The following is a 22,343-nucleotide window of genomic DNA, read 5'->3' as shown; positions in this document are numbered from 1 at the left end:
GCAAATTAAGCATTTTTCGTTTTGCTCGTACCTCACAAATTAAAAAGAGTATGATTTTTCTAACGCATACGACCGAATTGAATATCCTGAAAATCTAAATAATCATCCTATTTTTATATATTTGTATCAAACATTTCTAAAGATGACCGAAATAGGGAAACTCTTGGACAAAAAATCCGTTAATAAAGCTGAAATATCCAGAAGAACAGGAATAAGTGCTTCTCGACTAAGTGAATTAAGTTTGAAAAGTTCTACTCGTTTAACAGCAGAAGAACTTTATTTAATTGCACTTGCAATTGATATCGATCCTGCTGAGGTTTTAGAAGAAGTTTGCAAACATTTGAAACTAGAGATTAATAATGTCTAAAATCGCTTTTAAAGTTTCAGCAAGAGCTGGTAAACTATTGGGTAGAGAAAATTTCTCTAATCCCGAAGGTGCTATTATTGAATTAGTAAAAAACTCATATGACGCTGACTCAAATAATTGTCTTGTGCTTTTTGATATTCCGAGGAAAAAGATAAAGGATAGTGATGGAAAAGAAATTGAAATACCTCTAAGAGAAAAAAGTATCTTATATATTATTGATAATGGTGAAGGAATGACTGAAAAAGTTATTAAAGACCATTGGATGCATATTGGAACAGGAAATAAAGAGAAAGACTATATATCTGATGCGAAAAGAACGAAAACTGGTGCTAAGGGAATTGGCCGTTTTGCGTTAGACAGACTTGGGTTTGAAACAGAAATGTGGACACTATCTAAAATAGCAAAAGATAGTATTGGTTCTTTTTGGAAAATGGACTGGAATCAATTTGATGAGTCAGACAAAGCTATTTCACAGATTGAAGCCGAGTTAGAGCCTGCTAAAATTGATTTAAAAGATAAAATTAGAAGCCTCACTAATAATAATCCGCTTATAGTAAATGCTATAAAAAAATTAAACTTTGATAGAGGAACAATAATAAAAATTTCAAACCTAAAAGATGATTGGTTTGATGAGGAAACATCGTCCGTCTTTAAAAGTTTAGAAGCTTTAATTCCCCCAAAAGAACTTAATATACCTTTTGAGGTTTTCTTTAAACATTTTCAACAACCTAAAGAGTTTGGTAAAGTCGAAACAGCATTTTTTAACGATTTTGATTACAAACTAAAAGCTAATTATAATGCTGAAACTCTTAATATAGATTTCGAAATAACGAGAAATGAAATAGATATCAAATTATTAAAAAAGAAATACTTAAGTGTTTTTAAATCTAAAAATTATCCTTACGATTTGCAAACTATTGAAAATAAAACATTCACATATTCTAAGTCTATAGATAAAGTTTTAGATTGGAAGCTTAATGATTCTAATAAAAAAAACTTAAAGGAGGTTGGGAGTTTTGATTTTACATTTTTTTATTTGAAACTAACAAATTCATTAAAGGAAGGTTATCCTTATAAAACTATCTCAGCAAGTGAAAGAAAATCTATTTTGAAAAGATTTGGAGGAGTTAAAATATATAGAGACTCTTTCAGAGTTAGACCCTATGGAGATCCAAACAATGATTGGCTTCGGTTAGGTTATCGTGCAGCACAAAGTCCTGCTGGTCCAGGTCAAAGAATTGGTGATTGGAGAGTACGACCAGAATCAACGGCTGGCATCATCACTATTTCTAGAAATACAAATCCATTATTAGTAGACAAAGCTGATAGAGGTGCATTACAGGAAAATGAAACATTTGAAATTTTCAAGCTTATTCTCACTGGCATCATAAGTGAGTTTGAATATGATAGAACAAAAATCCTTAATCCTATCTATTTAGAGCAAAAGAAAAGTGCAAAAGAGCAAAAGGAAAGTGAAATTCAAAAAAGAGCGGAAGCACTTGCAGATAAAATAATAGAACAAAGAAAAAAGGTAGAAGAATCTATCTATGGAAAAATAGGTAAAGTAGATTTATTTCAAGAAAAAAAAGAGGAGGAAGAAAAAAAGAGCTATGAAGAGGCTTTCAAAGATACATTTAAAGCTATTGATGATGAAAATGCAGAACAAGAAAACCAAGAAATTGTTCAAGTAAGATCACTAGCTAGCTTAGGACTTATAGTGTCGTCTTTTGCGCACGAATTGAAGGAAATTAAGGATAACGCAGTCGAAGTAAAAATACTTGAAGGAATATTTAAGTCAATTGTTCCAAAAGAAAAGAAAAAATCTGATGAATTTAAAGATGGGATCGATATTATTGAATTGTTAGATGAAAATTCTGATAAAATAGTTCATTGGGTAGACTATGCTTTAACGGCAATTAAAAAAGACAAAAGAACTAGAGGGAAATTTGAATTTTCTGGCTTTCTTAAATCTTTAGAAAAATCTTGGAGTAGAATCTTTAAGAAAAAAGATATTTTATTAAATATAATTGATAAAACTAAAGATAAATCATATGATTTCAGGGCATTTGAAATGGATATATCTACCATTTTCACGAATCTCATTAACAATTCAATTGATTCATTTAACAACCTAATTGAAGTACAGAAAAGAATTATAGAGATTTCAGCTAACATTAAAGATGACCATATTGAAATATTATATTCAGATAATGGAGTTGGTTTAGATGGAGTTTTTGATGACAAAGAAGAAATATTCTTACCATTTAAAACTGCAAAAAGAGATAGGAAAGGAAAAGAAATAGGTACGGGTTTAGGCATGTATCTCGTGAAATCTGTAATTGATGATAACAATGGGACAATAGATATTTTAGAACCAACCAAAGGTTTTTCGGTTTATATATCATTTCCCTTAAGAAAATAAAAATATATGGAAACAAAATATAGAGTTGGGTATATCGATGAAGATGTTAAACAAGTAAAAAAATATCAAAGACGGTTTAGAAAATATGACATTGAAATCATCGGTTATGAATTCGTTCAAGGAATGACTTTAGATGAACTAATGCTTCAAGTTTATGAGTCTGATATAGATTTATTGATGATAGATTACAAATTAAACGAAACTAACCAAGTTACCTTTAATGGTGAGGCAGTTGAAAGTGATTTTTATGACAAAAAACCCTTGTTTCCACATATTATTTTCACTAACAAGGTTGAGCAAGCAGAACCGCATGTAGAAGACTGGAAAATTATTTTTGATAAAGATGATATTTTTAGTGAAAACGATGAGGATGATAAGAAAGTAGAGCACTTCATAACGACATTGGTTAAGAGTATTGAACAGTATAGAAATCACATTAATAAAAAGAAAACCATTGTATCGAACCTTTTAGAAAAAGGGGAAAGAGAAGGTTTAACTGCCTCTGAAAAAGATTTACTGATTACTAAGCAAGATGAATTAATAGCCTTGGATAAAACCGAAAAAAATGAAATCCCTAAACATCTGCTAACAGAGAAAAAAATGGATGATTTATCTAAGACTAAAAAAGAGGCTGAAGAATTTCTACAATCATTATTTGACAAAAGAAAAAAGTAATTGGTATATGACGGTAAGAGAGACATTACCAATAAGAAGAACAGTTACGACCATGCAGCCAACTGGTAAAAATTGGAGTGAGCATAAACTAGACTTGCAAAAAGATTTTAATAATTGCTGTGGATACTGTGATTCTTTCGATGGCTTTAGGCATACATATTTTGAAGTAGACCATTTCATCCCTAAAAGTCTATTTGAAAAGAATGGAAATATTGAATATTGTCAGTATGACAATCTCACATATTGCTGTAAATTCTGCAATAACAAAAAAGGTAGTTTATGGCCCTCAAAGGATGAAACCCTTCCAAATATTAATGACGAAGGATTTGTTGATGCTTGTTTAGCGGAATATGAAAATCATTTATACAGAACTTCTTCGGGCAATATAATGTGGAAAACTGATTTAGGAAAATGGATGGCCACGAAGGCTTTCAGATTTGACGAAAGAGAGCGATCAATAATTGTTTTATGGAATTTAAATGAACTGAGAAAAATTATAAATGCTTTAATTGTTGAGTTGGAAAACTTTCAAATTGGAGATGGTACTTATGAGGTAATAAAAGAGAAATTAGGAGATTATTCCCTAAAATATTTTATTTACCATCAAGAATTGATGGAATATTATAATGAATAAAAAAAGTACAGGCTCATATTACACACCAGCCTATTTGGCTAGTTTTATTTCTAAAAGAGTCTTATCCCATTTTAGAAATAGGTCTCGTCTATCAATATTGGAGCCAAGTGTTGGTGATGGAGCTTTTATTTCGGAATTAGAGTTAGAAAAAGAAATAAATATCAATTTGACAGCATTGGATATTAATGAAGTTGAATTGAAAACAGCTTCTATAAAATGGAGTAGAAAAACAGGTTCATTTGTCCAAACAGACTTCTTAGAGTATTTATCTTCAAAGCAATATTCAGCTGTTATTGGAAATCCACCGTATGTCAAAAAAAATATACTTACACCAAAACAAATCGAATTAAGTAAAAAAATACATACAAACGAAAACCTAACAGAAGCATCTGTCAAAAATATTTGGACTACATTTTTGGTGAAAGCAAATACATTGTTGGCTAATAATGGAGTTTTGGCATTTGTTTTACCCTCAGAATTATTACAGGTTAAATTTGCTGAAGAAATTAGAGAATATTTAAAAAATCAGTTTGAAAGAATTGAAGTATTTACTTTCAACGATTTGATGTTTGATTGTAAAGGGCAAGATACAATCGTACTTTTTGCTTATAAAAAATCTGATAACAAAGGCGAGTTTTTTGCTAATATTACTTCAAAAGAAGCATTAGAAAAAAACAGGTTCGTTTTAAGAAATAACGAATTACTTGTTTCCTCAAAAGTAAAATGGACACATCATTTTTTGACTTCTGAAGAATTAACATTTATAGAGAACCTAAAACAAGGACTTAGAACGGTAAATGATTACACGAATTCAAAACCTGGTATTGTAACTGCCGCAAATAAATTTTTCATTATTGACACAGAAACTGAAAAAAAATACAATTTATCAAAATACACGAAGCCAATTATTCAAAAAGGACAATTTGTAAATGGAAGGGTCGTATTTAGCAATGAAGACATTCAGCAACTCGAAGATAATAAACGTCCTACTAAACTTCTACAACTAAATGATAATGACAAGATTTCAAAAAAATTAAGGGAGTATTTAAGTTTAGGAGAATTAGAGGAAATCCCTCAAAGGTACAAATGTAAAATCAGAAATAATTGGTATGTTATTCCAAATATATCTGAAATACCAGAGGCCTTTTTCTTTAAGAGAAGTCATTTATATCCTAAGCTTTTAAAAAATAATTCAAATGCGTTTGTTACAGATTCTGCTTATAAAGTTGGAATGAGGAATGGTTTTGACTTAAATAGCTTTATCTACTCATTTTACAATACTTTGACATTACTTCTTTCTGAATTAGATGGTAGATATTATGGTGGTGGAGTGTTAGAGCTTATTCCAAGTGAATTTAAAAAGTTGCCTGTTCCGTATGTAGAAATTAATGAAAATCAATTTAACCAGTTTAAAACAAAATTCGAAAGTAAATCCAACATTGAGCAAATATTAAATAGAAATGATTTTAATATTCTTAATTCAACTCTGGGAATTAATAAGGAAGGTATTCAACGATTAACACAAATTAGAAATAAATTGAAAATGAAAAGATTACGTGATTATGCCAACGCTTAAAGCAATACTTATTTGTATTTCGCTATAGCCAAGGGTTAATAAAAAAGCCTTCGTGGGACAGGAAGGGCCTAATGGTTAGAGATTATAGCTGGCGACGGGACCCAGACCGATGCGTTGTTCGATAGGATCGTGAATTCCTCACATCGAATCGATCTCAAAGGAAATTTAAGAAAAGGAACTTTAAAGGAAATATAAACTTAAACTTTTTTATAATTGTAGGATCCTTCAAAGTGGCGCAATTGACCGAAACAGTTGACGTCATCACTCCGAAATAGCCAATCATCATGAAACAAGAAAAAGATTTTAAAATTAAGGATTTTTTCAAGCTAATTGCGTTAGTAGTTTCTCTGTGGGTAATTAGTTGGATTACGATAGATATATTATATTCCTCTGTCACTGACAGAGGAGCTTTTGGAGATAAGTTTGGGTTTATTAATTCGCTTTTTTCTGGTTTGGCTTTAGCTGGAATTATTTATTCAATTTTTCTACAACAAAGAGAACTCTCACTGCAACGAACCGAACTAGCAGAAACAAAAGAAGAATTCAAAGACCAAAATTTCCAAACTACTTTTTTTAACCTATTAAAAACTCAGAATCAAATTGCTAACGATATATCAGCGCGCGTTTACTATATAAAGAATTACAATAATAAAACCTTTAGAAATTTAGAAGGTAGAGATTTTTTCATACAATCCAGGTTTGAGCTCCAAAGAATTGACAAGGCTTTATCCAATTCAAATTATCTAAATTATCGGAAATGGGACGCGCAAGATGGAGCAGATGAACCACAAAGTTATGAGGAAGCTGAAAGATTAACCAAAATGATGAGATTATCTTATACTTTCGAATATTATAAAATAGATAAGGAAACGTGGGGAGATTTATTGGAATTAAATTCAATTCAGAAAGCAGAAAAGTTATATGCTATATTTTTCAATAAATTTCATTTCGCAATTGGTCATTATTTCAGACATATATATCACATTTTGCTTTTCCTTGAAAAAATGGAGAAAGAAAAAATATCTAAAACAAATTCAATTACAGATTTTAAGGATAAGAATATCGAGATAGAAAGAATAAATGCAGAATTCAAACAATATGCAGACTTTTTACAAGCTCAGATGTCCACACCAGAGCTTTTTCTGTTGTTTTATAATTCGCTATCATTTCCAAAATTAAAGAGATTACTCATTAAATATAATACTCTGGAAAACCTACCTAAGGAAGACTTACTGAATGATAGCCACGATGCTATTGAAGGAATTAATTTAAAGAGTAGAAAGGAAATTCTTAAATAATAAAGATGCTCAATAAAATTCTTTAGTGTAATTTCCGGGTTTTTCCTAAAAAGTATAATTTAGAAACCTATTGACCTAAAAAAATATAGCTAGAATTTAGATTAATAGCGGTATGTAGTCGTCTATGATTTATGGATCTAACTCTAAGTAGGCAGAGATTAGAAATATAGATTAATTAAAGATTTTCCTGAAATTTACTTTTTAAATTTTTTCTTCTTGTCTTTCAATTTTTGTTGATAACATTTCTGATTAATTCTTTTTCTAATTTACAACTGTCCGTAATTTTGTCCGTGTCCGTAAATTCGTCCGCACATGGCTACAGTAAACTTTTATTTAGATAAGGCAGATAAGAAGAACTTATCCCCAATTTACCTTAGAATCAATTGTAATAACAGGCAAATCAAGGTGTCCGTGGGGCAAAAAGTCTCCAAGGAAGATTTTGACAAGGATAAGCAATTGGTAAAGAAGTGTAATAAGAATTTTGAGAAAATTAATTATTACTTGGGGTACTTGAGGTTAAGGGTAAACGACTTGTTTGATAATTCCCAAAAGAAAAAATACACCGATACTGAAATCAAGAAATTCTTGCAGGATATAATAAAAAATTACAAGGATGATAAGAACCTAAGCATAGTTGAACCGAGTTTTAAACAAGGTGTTGAGACCCCGGTGACTTTCGTTGATTTATTCGCCGGCGCGGGTGGTTTTAGCGAGGGTTTTTTGCAAGCAGGTTATAAAAGTAAGTTTTTTGATTTTGTACTAGCTAACGATATTAATTCAAATTGCGAATTGACGCACGTGGTAAGGTACAACCACCAGCTAGGTCTTCCCACGGGGTTTCTTTGCCAAGATGTAACCGAGCCAGACTTTATTGATAATTTACTTGGTAAAATTGGGGATAAAAAAATCGACGTGGTGTGTGGGGGGCCACCTTGCCAAAGTTTTAGCCTGGCAGGGAAAAGAAAAAAATTCGACAAGAAAGATGATTTATTCTCAAGGTACCTTGATGTTATAAAGATCTTGCAACCCAAGTACTTCGTCATGGAAAACGTGAAAGGGATCCTTACCAAGGAAAATGGGAAAATCAAGGAACTGGTTTTGAAGGAAATTAATTCTATTGTTGATATCACCGAGATTCCTAGGCTGGTAAATTTTGTGAGCAAGATTGAGAAAGAAAACGTGGACAACAAGTTTCTTGTTAGTTGCGTAGCGAGGAAAATCGACCTAGAGCAGTACACCGAGGATAAGGAGGAGGAAGCAAAAACGGAGTATATCAAAACAATCGAGGCAAGGTTTAGGAAGATCACCCCGAAAATTGTTGATTACAAGACTAGCAAAACCGACACGAAAATTAACACCATTCGTCATGGCTTTAACATGCTGGTAAGGAAGAAGGAATGGGAGAAGCTTCAAAGGGATATTATCAAGGAGAAGGATTTTTGTAACATAAGTAATGATTATTTCGAGGAAACCTACGTTAATTTTCTCACTGAAATCTCTTCCAGTTCAGTAATTGATAAGATTGAGGAGGCTTTTAAAGAATTAAAAATACCTAGGTCATATAGGAAAGACTGTGATGATATAGTCCAGGCCTTGAGAATCTATAATTACAGCCTTGATGAATCATTAAGTTTCCTTTCCACCTTGTGTAACAAGGAACAAAAAGCAGGGCTTAGGGAAAGAATCAAGGAAATAAGGTTGTACCGTATAGAGAAACCATTCGTGGCGAACGCGTCGGATTACGGGGTTCCCCAAAACCGGGAAAGAGTACTCTTCATTGGTTGCCGGAAAGACCAGCAGTTCATCGAAACCATCCCCCCAACGGTTGAAGAGGATCAAAAGGTTAGTGTATTCGAAGCCTTGTACGACCTGGATTTCGTTTCGAACAACCAGGAAGCCCATAGTTATTCCCCTGTAAATTTAAAGGCCATGTATAACGGTGAATCAGCAAAGATGAAAAAGTTGCTAAGGAAACGTGCTGTTGATGGGAGACCTGTAAAAAAGGCTGGAAAAACTTACGCGGACTGGAGCAAAGAAGGTAGGCTAAATAAGAAATACTCAAGTGTTATCAATACCCCTTTTTATGTTCGTAACGAGGAAGACTTGGACCTTGGGAAAAAGAACTTTGACTTGTTACATAACCATAAAACAAGTAACCAGGGTAAGGACGTGGTGGACAGGCTCCGGGTAATAATAGAGGAAGGTAATTACAAGAAAGCACAGGATAAATTAAACAAGCGTGGCTTGGCTTCTAACAAAAGAAATTATAACTTGCTGGTACCGGGTAGTCAAAGCCCTACCATCTTGACTATTCCCGATGATTACGTGCATTATAAAGAACCCCGATCTCTAACCGTTCGCGAAATGGCCAGGTTACAATCTTTTGATGATTCTTTTGTTTTCCAAGGCAAAAGATCAACCGGTGGGAATAACAGGAAAACTGAAGTTCCCCAGTACACCTTGGTAGGGAACTCAGTGCCACCCTTGATGGCCAGGGCAATAGGTGTCGAGATCTTAAAGCATATTGAATGAGAAAACTCACCCCTGCCGAGGAGAGAAGGTTGAAAGTTTTTACCGAGAATTCTATACCTGTCACGTTAATTGAACCTACCACGACAGGGCTGAAAAAATCCATCATGGACGCAACCGGTCCTGTTAGGAATTATTTGAAAGAAAGAGGGTGTCATGACTTTACTTGTCAAGGGCAGGGGACCCAGAACAAGGTCTTGGTAAAAAGTATCTTATACTCGGGGTTTAGCACCAAGAATACCAGGACTTCACTATACAGGCCAAGTACCAAGAAGGGTGATCCCAGGATCTGGGTCTACGGGCTAACCGCTTATGCTGATCCAAACGATATATTGGCGTTGGTTTACTTCGAGGGTACTATGCATGCTATCAACATTTCAAGGCTTCCACTTGAAAAACTGGTGAATTCCCCAGTTACGAACCCTTTGAAGGAACTAGTTTCTGAAATTAGTAGCAAGGAAAACAGGGTTCCTAATGAACTCTTGGGGTTAATAAGGAATATTTCTGGAAGGGGGTTTATTCCCTCCAATTTAAACGCCGATACCGCCGTGGGAAGGTTACTTGAGACCTTGCTGGGTATTGATATTAACTCGTCGAAACAACCAGATTACAAGGGAATCGAACTAAAGTCTTTCAGGAGTAACAAGGGGAACCGGAAAAACCTGTTCGCACAAGTTCCCAACTGGGAGTTAAGCAAGTTTAAAAGCTCCGGCGAAATTCTTGATGCTTTTGGTTACTGGAGAGATGAAGATTTCAAGCTTTATTGTACCGTGTCCACTTTAGTTGAAAATTCCCAGGGGCTGTTCTTAAAAACGGACCTAGAGAAGGAAAAATTAATTGAAAGTTCTTCGAACCACCTTGTAAATGATTTTGCAGTTTGGGAGCTTAGCAAGCTTCATGAAAGACTGCTGGAAAAACACAGGGAAACCTTCTGGGTTTCCGCCGAGAGCAAGGTAATAAACGGTGTAGAGCATTTCCAGTATTCGGCGGTTGAACACACTAGGAAGCCTATCGTGTCACAATTTGATATCCTACTTGACCAAGGTAAGATCACGTTAGACCACCTAATAAAGAGGGACCGGCGGGGTAAAACTAGGGAAAAAGGCCCGCTATTTAAGATAAAGCCTAATGCCTTGAACCTTCTTTTCCCGCCAAGTAAAAAATATGATCTTTTACAGGAATAACAAGGGGTTTAGTCGTAGAAATCTACTAAGAATGGTTAAGTTAAGTTCGCTTCCTTGATTCGAAGTAATTGCAACTCCCAGTTAAGGGACAATCTTGGCACCTCGGGTTTTTAATAGTACACACGACGGACCCAAGATCTAAGATTGCCCAGTTTAACTTTCTTGATTTAGAATACGGGATATTAACCAGGCGTGCCGCCAGGTTGTTTAGGTAGGGGTCATACCTAATATCAACAAGCTCACGTTCGCCGAAAACTCTTTCTAGAACCCTAGCCATGTTAACATCGAGAAGGGGGGCAGGCTTTTTTATAATAAACAGGATACATGCACTTAGAAGGTAGTGACCAATCATTGGCAAAGTTTTAATCTTTTCAATGGATTGTGGAAATTCCCCGTTAAACTGGGTAAGGCTTTCTGCAAGTTTTTTTACCCTACTGGCTTTTTGCCTATATAAACCCACGGGCCTCAAATCTTCTTGTAATTTTTGCAAGGGTGCTTTTCTGAGGCTATCCCACCCCGGGTACTTGGAAATAAAGCCCGGGAAGAATTTCTTAACGGTTTCAGCCTTGGTTCTTTGCAATAAAACCTCGGAAATAATTAACTCGTAACTCGAGGCAGATTTTTCTCTCCACGGAAAAGTCCTACCTTTTTTTGAATACCAATTCAATAGTTTATCCTGAACTAGGTGAATTTTTTCTATTGGAATATATTTTATTTCCTTCATATCATGAACAGGTTGGTATGATCAAAGATAAGGAACAGCCAATCTTGAAAAAAAAGCTCTTCTGCGATTATCTTAATTATTCTATTACGTAATTAGTATTTTTATAAACACCCAGTTTACCCTATTTTTAAACTTTTTGGAATTGTTTTTCTAAGGAAACATAGCTCTTGGTTTTATCTGGATAAAATGCCATACTCTTCAACTAATTCCAAGGTGAGTTATTTTTCAGTTTGTGGAACCACAAGTAGAAGAAGTTAATAACCAATTCAACACTTAAAAGTGAAAAGAATGAGAAAACTTACGAAAACTGAAGAAATAAATATTAAGATACTGACGGAAAACTCAGTTTCGTTAACTCTTATTGAACCCACTAAAACAGCCTTAGTGAAATCAATAATGGACGCTACTGCACCTGTAAGAAGTTACTTGCGATCCACCGGGATTCATGATTTTAACTTGCAGAAACAAGGAGCGAAACATAATAAAGTTTTATTGGAAACTTTGCTCTATACGGGGTATAAGGTTCATAAATCATCAACCTCCTTGTATAGACCAAAATCAAAGAAGGGTGATCCAAGAATCTGGGTATATAAATTAAGGAAATTTGCTAACCCTAATGATATTCTTGGAATAATTGCATACGAGGAAAAGTTACACGTGTTTAATCTCACCCAGCTTCATGTTCAACAATTAATTAATTCCCGGGTATTGAACCCCTTAAAAGAACTTGTTGAAGAGATAAGCTCTCAAGAAAATTCTGTTTCCCGGGAATTGCTCCAGGTGCTATGCCGTTTAGCCAAGAAAGGTCCAATTCCATCAGGGGTTAATGCAGATACCGCTGTAGGTAGAACCTTAGAAACGGCACTGGGGATCCCGATGAATTCATCTAAACTACCAGACTATAAAGGGATAGAGTTAAAATCTTACCGGGGAAAGAAAGAAAACAAAAGTGAAACCAGGAAAACCTTGTTTGGACAGGTGCCAAATTGGAAGCTTAGTAGTTTAAAGAGTTCAGCTGAAATATTAGAAGCATTTGGTTACCAGAGGGGCGCTAATTTTCAACTCAATTGCACTGTTAGTACAACTAAAGCAAATTCCCAAGGGTTAATACTCAAGCTTAACCAAGAATTGGAACAATTGATAGAGTACTCTAAACGTGAAGGAATAGATAATTTTGCAGTGTGGGAGCTAGAAAAGCTACATCGACGTTTGGCTACTAAGCATAAAGAAACCTTTTGGGTGAAGGCTCAAAGTTCATGGGTGGAGGGTGTAGAACATTTTTTATACGAATCAGTTATCCATACCAGGAAACCAATTATTTCACAATTTGATATCCTACTAGAGCGGGGAGTAATTACTTTGGATCACATGATAAAAAGGATACCACCTGGGAGGGCAGATGAAAAAGGACCCTTTTTTAAAATTGAGCCGGATGCCCTTAAGTTATTATTTCCGCCGAGTAAAACATATAATTTATTAGAGTAGGCGTAGTTATATTGTAATCTTCGATCCATTTATAAAGAAGAATAATAAATTAAAATAGAATGAAGGTGAAGAGAATTTTCTTAGATGATATCAGGTTTCCGGAAATGATTTACAGCCCCGAAGAAGCTGATGGTTTTTTAGTGGTAAGAACTTATGATGAATTTGTAAACTACATACAGAAAAATGGCCTTCCAGATTTTATAAGCTTTGATAACGACCTTGGCTTGGATAAAAATGAAAATTTAGCTCCAGATGGTTACGCAGCAGCGAAATGGTTGGTGTATGAATCAGGTTTAGATCTTCGTGATTTAGAATTTGGAGTACATTCCGCGAACCCAGTAGCAGCAGATCAGATAAGAGGCCTATTGAATAATTATATTAAATTCCAAAAAAAAGATTAATCAATCTATGCTGTAATATGCCCAAAAACCTGAATATTAAAACGTTGTAAATACTAATAGCGGCCTGGTGCAACTGGCTCGGGAGATCATCTTGGGTAAAAGTGATTATGGGTATTCTACAGAAGTATTTAATGAGAAATTTTAAAATACCACTTGGTTTACCCACCATTCTTACGGGTTCCCGTAAGATTAAACCATAAATTTACTGTATGTTTGCGTGAGCTGGCTAGTCGGTGGGTATAACGTTTATTCAAGACGCTTCAAAATTTTTTATAATTTTGAAGGTATCCCCTACGGAATGTCCGTAGGCTGATTAAGCATTCCAAAGTGAACCTTTGGCAGCTTGCCCTTTACAAGGTAAGTGAGCAAAGTGTTTACGACGGTCTGTATGATGCTTCTGATAAGAATTTCTGTCATAGATGGATTAATTATTAAGTTAGCAATTATCATTCTATTAAAGAGGGACGCTATCTAGATACTCTGTATTGAAGTAGCAAGCCGATGTACCACCAAGATTTTAATATCACGACGTAGTCCCGGCCAGCTCATTTTTTTATGACTAGTAAAGATTGGTTTAAGCTAAAGAAGTATCCACATATAGGTCTGCCTTTTGAGAGAAAGGATAGGAACTGGCTTATTGCCTACGTGACTAATCCCGATAAAATTTCAAAACATCGATTTGTACCTCTTATCAAGCGGGAAATAATTCAAAGAAAATATAGGCCAGAAGGATTTGCCAAAAATGATTTTGGCAAGCGAATTCGAAAAAAACAAGAGCCTAAAAAAAGACATATTTATTACGCAAGCCATCTCGAATCTCTGATTTATAGTTATTATAGTAATCTACTAACAGATCACTACGAAAAATTTCTTGAAGATAAACCTTATCGTTATTGTCCTGTTGCTTATCGGAGAATACCCAAAGTGTTAGGGGAAAAAGGTAATAAATCCAATATTGAATTTGCAAAAGAAGCATTTGAATTTATTAAAGAGAATAATAATAAAAGTGTTTCTGTTATAGTTGCCGATGTAACCTCCTTCTTTGATAATCTTGATCATAAAATTTTACATGCCCAGTGGAAAAGGGTATTGAATAAACGTGATGCATCTGGAAATTTGAAAATGCCTAATGACCACTATAATGTATATAAATCTTTAGTGAACAAAAGATATGTAAAACAAAATGAATTACATAATACTTTCTTCAACAAGGTTTGGGTGGAAAGGGGTACTTTAAATGATCCTCAAAAAAAGATACTGAAACAAAAACGTGTAAATAAAACCCGGAATTTAAAAAGGGAAAAAGTTGTAGCTTATTGTACCAAGAGAGAATTTTTTAATAATCATGTCGCTTTAATTAGGCCGGGCAAAAAATGTTCTCAGCAACATAAAAAATGCAGGAACAATTGCGAACCAGGGGTGATGAGTGGTATTCCCCAAGGGACCCCAATGAGTGCAACGCTAGCTAATATTTATATGCTAGATTTTGATGAACTGATGAGTGATGCCGTTAGCGAAATAGGTGGTTTTTATCAAAGGTATAGCGATGACCTAATAATAATTTGCAACCAAGCAGATGAGAACAAAATTAAGCATGTAATGATTAATGGGATTACGAAGCTTTGCAAGCTTGGAATACAGGAAAAGAAAACTCAAACATATCGATATTCAAATAATAAGGGAGTATTCACAGGTGGTATTGTTAGTGCAGAGGGGGACTTGAACAAAAATAAGCAACTAGAATATTTAGGTTTTGAATATACAGGGGGAAAGGTTTACATTAAGACTAATGGTTTTTCAAAGTTTTATAGAGGGATGGTACGAAGTATAAAGCGAGGGAAATTTTATGCTTCCAAAAAACATAATAAATCCAAGGGTGTTTTTAAAAACCGGTTATACAAGCGCTTTACTATAATTGGGGGTAAACGTAGGTTAAGAAGAATACCGGATCCTGAAAGGCCTAATATGTTCATTAAGGATCCAGTAAAAACTTATGACTGGGGTAATTATTTCAGCTATGTTTTAAAAGCTAACGATGTATTCAGAACTTTAAATGGTGGAAAAGACATAATTAAGAGGCAAAGCAGAAAAATAGAAATCAATTTTCACAGGGCATTGAAACACCCCAGGACTGAGCTCAAACCTCGTAAAATTAAGAAAAAGGATAAACAGGACTAGGTTTCAACAGAATACCCAAGAAAAATAAGACAAGTCTTTTCAACAGATTCTACGTAAGGCCTGTTATTAGCATAAACTACAGACTCAAACACTATAATTAAAATCCGAAAAAGACACTATCCCGTAAAGTGTGTAAGTTTTAAATAAGGGGGTTTGGCTTTATTACTTAAAGTCGAACCCTTTCTTCATATATAGTTAAGAACTGATTGAGGATAATTCCCCAGTTTCTAACCGGCATAGTCCACTTTTTTGTGGCTTCCCTTAATGCCAAATATACTGATTTCATAACAGCATCATCTGTTGGGAAGGATAATTTATTCTTGGTGTACTTCCTGATCTTACCGTTTAAATTTTCAATCAGGTTGGTGGTGTAAATGATACGCCTGATCTCGAGTGGGAATTCATAGAAAACTGTAAGATCTTCCCAGTTGTCTCTCCAGCTTTTAATAGCATAGGAATACTTGTCATTCCAATTGCGTGCAAAATCCTCTAGGGCAGCTTCTGCGGCCTGTTTGGTCGGAGCATCATAGATGAGCTTCATATCCTTTGTAAAGGCTTTTTTATCTTTCCAGACCACATACCTGCAAGCATTCCTGATCTGGTGGACTACACATATTTGCGTTCTGGATTCCGGGAATACGTTTCTAATGGTATCGGTAAATCCATTCAGGTTATCTGTAGCGGTGATCAGAATATCCTCCACACCACGGGCTTTCATATCAGTAAGTACGCTCATCCAAAAAGCCGCAGATTCATTCTTACCCAGCCATAGGCCAAGAACCTCTTTCTTTCCATCCCTCCTAAGACCTACTGCGATATAAATCGTTTTGTTGACTACCTTGGAGTTCTCTCGTACCTTAAACACAATCCCATCCATCCAGACAATAAGATAAACCGGCTCTAAAGGGCGGTTCTGCCAGGCGACAATATCATTGCTAATCCGGTCAGTTATTCGGGATATGGTGGAAGTAGAAACATCAAAACCATAGACTTCAGAGATCTGTTCTTCGATATCACTATTGCTCATTCCTTTGGCATAAAGAGAGACAATTACATTCTCGATTCCATCAACCATATTCTGCCGCTTTGGAACAATCATGGGATTAAAGGATCCGTCCCTGTCTCTTGGAACCTTTATAGAATCTTCTCCATAGGAACTGCGAACCTTCTTCTGGGAATAGCCGTTGCGGGTATTACCTTCTTTAGATCGCTGGTTTTTCTCGTAATCAAGGTGACCATCAAGCTCACCTTCCAGCATTTTTTCCAGACCACGCTTTTGGAGTTGTTTTAGGAAATTACTGAGTTCTTCTCCGGATTTGAACTGCTTTAAAAAATCATCGTCAAATAAATCTTCTTTTTTCATTACTGTGTAAATATTAGAGGCCTGAAATTACAGGCAAGATTAAAAAAATATCGGGGTTTGCAAACCCCGATATTTTCTACTTACACAGTTTTTGAGATAGTCCCTCCGAAAAAATAACATAGTAATCCTTGACGGATAAATCCTCTTCTTCTAAAATATGGTCAAAAAGGATAACATCTTTTCCTTTTACTAGCCAAACTTCATATGAATCTTTTCTGGCCCATCCGAACGCTATTTCTTCTCTCGAAATAATGAAGGAATTACCAGAAAATGTTTTTACTTCAACATATTTATAATTTTCTCCTTGATCCGGGCTATATCGAATATCGTAGTGTAGACCTTCATCATCTTTGGATTTCCAGTGGACGAATTCTTTACCGTATTGTTTACAGAACTTATCAAACACTTTCTTTTCAGAATTTTTTCCAACCTGTGCATTCTTCTTACCCTGATCTTGTCCAGGATTAAAGAGGTGTTTTCTGTTTTTATATCCAGATAATTGCTTGGTCTTGAATTTTTTGGTTCTTGCTAGAACAACGGGTTCCGATTCTTCGCTATCCCCTCGTTCATCATTTTTAGATTCGTTTTGTCGCCCACTCTCATGACTCTCTTCCAAAACCTTTATTCGTCTTTTTAAGGTTTCGATTTCAATTGGAAAATGAAGTAAACTATTAATATGTGAATCTGATAATGCCCATTCTCTTTCCTTTTCGTTCAAGGTTTCTCTGTTTTTAGTGAAGCACCCATCTATATGCTGGTTTAAACCTGAGTTTAGAGTTATTTCACCAAAGTTTTTTCGAATAAAAATTTTAAAGATTACTTCTTTTTTAATAGAAAAACTATATTTATAATTTGCTGAAATCTCATCAATAAATTCATCCTTTAAAATTTCAAATTCATGTAACTTTTGAAGAAAATTTTCTCGTTGATTAGAATTCTCACACCATTTATGAAGCGACTTCCGGAACAATTCGTAATTATTAAGGAAATAGGAGGTAAGTTTATTGGTATGGTATTTATATAGGTCGATTGGCACTAAAGAGAAACTGTTGAAATCTTCAATGCTTATTTCTAATTCTGAAAACAATTTTGTAAGAAAGTTAATATTGCTTTTGGAATTTACATTATCATAATCCGGAAGATCTGAATTCATTGTTAGGGATAAATGATTCAAAGTAGTTTCTAGTGAGAAATCAGCTTCATTTTTGATCTCAAACTCCTTTCCTAAGGTTTTGTAAACAGAAGACCAAAAAATTGTTTTAGAATTGGAAAAACCCAGTACTTGTAACGTTTCATCAATTAGATCATTTGTGAAATTAACTCTCGTTAGATGTTTCACATCTGAAAGATCAGTTGAAAAAATAGCTCGAAATTCTGATTTGTGACTAGCAACATCAAAAAGGTGTGAAAGAATCTCAGACAGGGAATCCTTGAACTGTGAATCTCTTTTAATTGTTGAGAAAGCCTTCCCGTTAGGTATCTTCATATAATATCCATCATCCCTAAGGTAAATAAACTCGAACTCATCAAGCTCATAATGCTTAGAGTTCATTTCAGCACTAAGACTGTTACATAGGGTAATCTTCAATTTTTTGAATGCTGTTGCCTCCTGCCTTTTTGCAGTTTCATTGTCCAGAGCATTCACTCTATGAATGAAAATATACGGCATTAACTCAGTAACGTATTCAGTAAGTTGCCTAGTTTCTTCAGGATTATTTACATATTTACCAAGGTCGATTTCAATCTTTGAAAGATCATTAATGCCAAAAAATTCGATAGCTTTTTTTCCGCCGGATCTTCGAGGGTAATTGAAAATAGGAAAATTCTCTCTTAATTTGTTCGGTAATTTAACTCTTTCACTAAAATAAATATCCCCTGGCTCGAACAATTTAAGGCTCTCGTGGTCCTTGGCAAATAGCTTAAAATTAGACTCAAAATTTTCCTCATTTTCTTCATAATGCAAATAGGCTCTCCTGTAATAAGAAGCAGAGTTTCTTCCGTTGGGATATAAGCCATGAACCTTATTCAAAATTTGGCTTACCCGATGTATAGATAGATCATTAAAGTCAGACGCCCCACCAATTAAGTTGATTAGCTGGTCAATTTCGCGCCTTTTTAAAGAATGTTCTTTAAATAAAAAATCAGAATAATCGATGTTTTTCTCATTCACGTGTCTATAATTGGATTCAAGCAAATGATCTTTGAAATTATAGTATTCTTTCTGAATTAGTCTAGATAAATAGCTTTCGTTTGAAGACCTTGAATTATAAGAATTATATTTATAACTTACTCTTTCATCGTGAAGTTTTTCCCTTACATTAAGATTATTTCTTAATTTGGCATCTTTAGATACCCATAAAAGGAATTGTTCAATACGTAAATTTTCAAAAATCTTGTATCGTTGATCAAAATAAGTGACTTGTACCGAAGCAGACGTAGGAGGGAAACCAACAACATCTACAATAAATGGGTCATTGGTGTTTGTTAAAGTTTTTGTTTCATATTTTACGAATGAATTCACGCCCAACCAACTTAGTAAATCTCTCAATCTTGATTTATCGAAATCAGTAAAGCCCAAGTCCGACGGTGATGCTATATGAGTTTGAGATGAGTGCCAATTGCCAAAAATTTGTTCACTAAGAATACCCTGTTCATACCTTGTAGAAAAAAACATTTCTGAGGCCCATTCAACCTCACCAGTATTATCCAACATTGGAACTTCAGATAATCCTATTGATTCTGTGGTAATGGAAGAGATGGAATAATTATAATACAGGGATGCGAGCATTTGCTGTATTATTTCTCTTTCTTGGTATTTATTATTTCTAATGGCTACACGTGCATTGTCAATAATCTTCCTTGATAAAGGTAGAAAATCATAATCATGAATCTTACTTATGTTTTTAATTTGGTTCTGTAACGCTCTAGATCTATCCTGCTTTGTTTTTTCGTTAATTTCAAAAATTTTAATTAACTCATCGAATAGGTCACTATTCAGGATACTAATCGAACTAAAAGAAGGAATATCAAGTTCTTTACTGAGGTATGTAAAAACATCATCATCACTAGAAATAAAATTTCCTTCAAGATCAATTAAGATACTGTAATAAAAAGTCCTATTGTATTCCGCATTTCGATTGGTTAAGTATTTAATAAGTTGAGCCCTTAATTTTGTATCTTCAATCTGTCTGGACCATTGGTTAATCAGCTCTATAAAATTTTCATAGTCATCATACTTAGTTTTTATACATTCGATTTTTTCCGGCAAGGGTGAAATGTGGTCGTTAAAAAATTGTCCACCATTTCCCTCGTTAATTAAAGAGGCAAATTCCCCGTCAAGGAATACTGCTTCTTCTAAAGAAGAGTATGAATCATTCGCACACGGAATAATCTTCTCCTTATTCAAAATTTTATTGAGTTGCTTATAGAAATTCAATTCTTCTAAATTTTCGTTTTTACCCCGGTAATTTAAAAAGCAATATGGCTGCCAATCGATCTTTTCCTCAGTCTTTATTAGGGCAATGACTTTCATTAAATCTACCAGTCGGCGGACTACGTATTTGTTTTTTTTGCTGTACTCTAATTGTTTCCTATTTTGATCCAGATCGAAACTTGCATGAATAATGTAGGGAAACTCCAGTGAAATATTAGTAGGAAAAAATGAGAACAATTTATACTTCTCCTTCACTTTCCCTCTTGGTATAGCTATCTTGACTTGGTAATTTTCTTCTATACCATCTTGGTCCTGATACTTCGCAGGTAAAACATCAGTCTTTTCATATAGATCCCAGGTCTCTGCTTTACTTGTAACATTTTGGAAACTTCCTTTTAAAAGAGGATGTGTATTTCTTGAAATTTTAATATCCTCTTTTTCTGTAAACCCTTTAAAGTTGATCTCTTTAATATGTTTTAGGAATAATATCGTCTCGGCATTTATTGATTGTGCCTGCTGAATTATATCATTTAAAAATTGATCTTTATACTTTATTTTAATTATTGCACTGAACTCGGAATGACTACTATCTTTAACAATATCAGGAACGGTAAGAATTGGCATAGGATAAATTTCCTTTGGTATTTTAAATTGTTCACGGATTTCAATTTGTTCCAGTTCCTCAAAAAGTTCGTTGAATGCAGTATTCCGGATCTTTTCGGAATAAGTAACCCGTAAAGAATTGCTATAAATATCTACTTGATGAGCCCAGTTTAAAATAGATCGGAAGCCTAAACCTTTATTTCCAATATACTGTTTCTTATCTACTTTGGAGGAAAGATCGCTTGTGAAAAGTGACCTATAACCTTCCCTTGAAAAAGGAACGCCCAGATTGGCAATAGATAAAATATTTTCCTTTTCGTTTAATTCAATAATTACTTTATCTGAGGCTTGATCATCGCAATTTTGAAGCAATTCTAATAATTGGCGACCATTATACCCCTTTGTAGTAGATAGTTCTCGATTGTAAGCGGAAACCATTTCATCATAATCTTTTTTAAACAGGGAAAGTTTTGAGTGTTTTCTACCTACTATAAATTTATCCAAGTGTGTATTAATCCTCTCTACAATCATTATTTTTTTATTACTTCCCATCGTGTACTTTCAATTTATAGCATTACACTTTAGTGCTACACCCACTCCTGAATTATCTTCAATGGCTACTTCCTCTTGTGTCTCAAAAAGACGTCAATCATCAAAATAAATTGTATTCGAATAGGAGTTGATATAACATTCAAAATGAGGCACTCCGTATCTTTTGGTATTCGACAAATTTCTTCTTTTGGATAACAAGCCGGGGGAACCCAAAATTGGAATAATCACATTTTAGTTATTATCACTGGAATATATTTATCTATATACGGGATTACTTCCTTTAATATAAATTCATTTATAACTAAGCTAATTTCATATCAGCATCAAATTTAATGATTTATAGAGAAGTTTTTGAATGGAATATCTGCTAGTAACCAGATTTGATAAACAATTTTTCCAATATAGACTGTGTCAAGCTCTTTGAGATATGCCTTGGTAGTTTTTACATCCTGGTGGACTTGGATTCACTTATACTATCAGTGTCCGCACCATTTTGTTTTAAGCAGTTGGCAAAGCTATGCATAGCGACAGTGAGGGTGGCTTCAGGCAATATTTTGATTTTTGAGAATTTTTCAAAAATCAAATTTCCATAGGCAAATAGAATGGAACAGTTTTAAATAGCATTTGCCACCCATTAAATAGAGCAGAGCAAATCTTATAGGCTACTGCAGCAAATGTTTGTGTAAAAGTAAAATGATGTAACACAGATGTAACTAATCTTAAATTTACAACTGTTAACCCGGGAAAACAGGAGCTTTTAGATGTAACTATTAAGTAACTGATTGAGTAAAGGAAAAAAAGAGTATTAGCCGGCCTTTGCATTCGTAAGGCATCAAATTGGAATACCCCTACTGATACTAGACCAACAAAAATTAGCTTTATACTTTTTATTTACTGCAGCAACCATTTTTCTAAAACG

General features: G+C 34.3%; 14 protein-coding genes. 11 read left to right on the top strand and 3 right to left on the bottom strand.

What is annotated here, in order from left to right; translation table 11 throughout:
- Positions 1–142 precede the first annotated feature (142 nt).
- From PBT89_RS16600 to PBT89_RS16565, 8 genes are all read left to right on the top strand, one after another.
- Positions 143–367: a helix-turn-helix domain-containing protein gene (locus PBT89_RS16600; protein WP_270062812.1), complete on the top strand. Its 225-nt coding sequence runs from the start codon at positions 143–145 to the stop codon at positions 365–367.
- On the top strand, positions 360–2,789 hold the full coding sequence (locus PBT89_RS16595) for an ATP-binding protein (RefSeq protein ID WP_270062811.1): 2,430 nt from the start codon (positions 360–362) through the stop codon (positions 2,787–2,789). Before PBT89_RS16600 ends, PBT89_RS16595 begins: the two co-directional genes overlap by 8 nt.
- Positions 2,790–2,795: 6 nt before the next feature.
- Entirely contained in the window at positions 2,796–3,464 is a 669-nt protein-coding gene (locus tag PBT89_RS16590; protein WP_270062810.1) for a hypothetical protein, read from the top strand.
- Complete coding sequence (locus tag PBT89_RS16585; RefSeq protein ID WP_270062809.1) at positions 3,445–4,098, top strand: HNH endonuclease; 654 nt, start codon at positions 3,445–3,447, stop codon at positions 4,096–4,098. Before PBT89_RS16590 ends, PBT89_RS16585 begins: the two co-directional genes overlap by 20 nt.
- Positions 4,091–5,674, top strand: a complete 1,584-nt coding sequence (locus PBT89_RS16580; RefSeq protein ID WP_270062808.1) for an Eco57I restriction-modification methylase domain-containing protein — start codon at positions 4,091–4,093, stop codon at positions 5,672–5,674. Before PBT89_RS16585 ends, PBT89_RS16580 begins: the two co-directional genes overlap by 8 nt.
- A 284-nt stretch (positions 5,675–5,958) precedes the next feature.
- Positions 5,959–6,972: a putative phage abortive infection protein gene (locus PBT89_RS16575; RefSeq protein ID WP_270062807.1), complete on the top strand. Its 1,014-nt coding sequence runs from the start codon at positions 5,959–5,961 to the stop codon at positions 6,970–6,972.
- A 312-nt stretch (positions 6,973–7,284) separates the two neighbouring features.
- Positions 7,285–9,504 (top strand): DNA cytosine methyltransferase, encoded by a 2,220-nt coding sequence (locus PBT89_RS16570; protein ID WP_270062806.1) that lies wholly within the window; start codon positions 7,285–7,287, stop codon positions 9,502–9,504.
- A complete protein-coding gene (locus tag PBT89_RS16565) occupies positions 9,501–10,685 on the top strand; it encodes an MvaI/BcnI family restriction endonuclease (RefSeq protein ID WP_270062805.1) in 1,185 nt (394 codons plus the stop codon). Before PBT89_RS16570 ends, PBT89_RS16565 begins: the two co-directional genes overlap by 4 nt.
- 40 nt (positions 10,686–10,725) lie before the next feature.
- Here PBT89_RS16565 and PBT89_RS16560 read toward each other — a convergent pair whose 3' ends face one another.
- Positions 10,726–11,409, bottom strand: coding sequence for a hypothetical protein (locus PBT89_RS16560; RefSeq protein WP_270062804.1), 684 nt, complete (start codon positions 11,407–11,409; stop codon positions 10,726–10,728).
- 288 nt (positions 11,410–11,697) lie between these two features.
- On the opposite strand from PBT89_RS16560, the gene PBT89_RS16555 reads away from it, so the two are divergent.
- From PBT89_RS16555 to PBT89_RS16545, 3 genes are all read left to right on the top strand, one after another.
- Positions 11,698–12,894 (top strand): MvaI/BcnI family restriction endonuclease, encoded by a 1,197-nt coding sequence (locus PBT89_RS16555; protein WP_270062803.1) that lies wholly within the window; start codon positions 11,698–11,700, stop codon positions 12,892–12,894.
- A 59-nt stretch (positions 12,895–12,953) separates the two neighbouring features.
- Positions 12,954–13,295 (top strand): cyclic-phosphate processing receiver domain-containing protein, encoded by a 342-nt coding sequence (locus tag PBT89_RS16550; RefSeq protein ID WP_270062802.1) that lies wholly within the window; start codon positions 12,954–12,956, stop codon positions 13,293–13,295.
- A gap of 555 nt (positions 13,296–13,850) precedes the next feature.
- Positions 13,851–15,473 carry a reverse transcriptase domain-containing protein gene (locus tag PBT89_RS16545; protein ID WP_270062801.1) on the top strand — a complete coding sequence of 541 codons (1,623 nt, stop codon included), beginning with the start codon at positions 13,851–13,853 and terminating at the stop codon, positions 15,471–15,473.
- Positions 15,474–15,639: 166 nt separating this feature from the next.
- On the opposite strand, the gene PBT89_RS16540 is transcribed toward PBT89_RS16545, so the two are convergent.
- On the bottom strand, positions 15,640–16,836 hold the full coding sequence (locus PBT89_RS16540) for an IS256 family transposase (RefSeq protein ID WP_270061650.1): 1,197 nt from the start codon (positions 16,834–16,836) through the stop codon (positions 15,640–15,642).
- 76 nt (positions 16,837–16,912) lie between these two features.
- Positions 16,913–21,424, bottom strand: a complete 4,512-nt coding sequence (locus tag PBT89_RS16535; protein WP_270062800.1) for a sacsin N-terminal ATP-binding-like domain-containing protein — start codon at positions 21,422–21,424, stop codon at positions 16,913–16,915.
- Positions 21,425–22,343: the final 919 nt, after the last annotated feature.

Origin of the sequence: Zunongwangia sp. HRR-M8 (assembly GCF_027594405.1) — a bacterium.
In the GTDB taxonomy this organism is placed as follows: Bacteria; Bacteroidota; Bacteroidia; order Flavobacteriales; family Flavobacteriaceae; genus Zunongwangia.
Note: the sequence above shows the minus strand (reverse complement) of the source record. Positions and strands in the feature narration are given on the sequence as shown.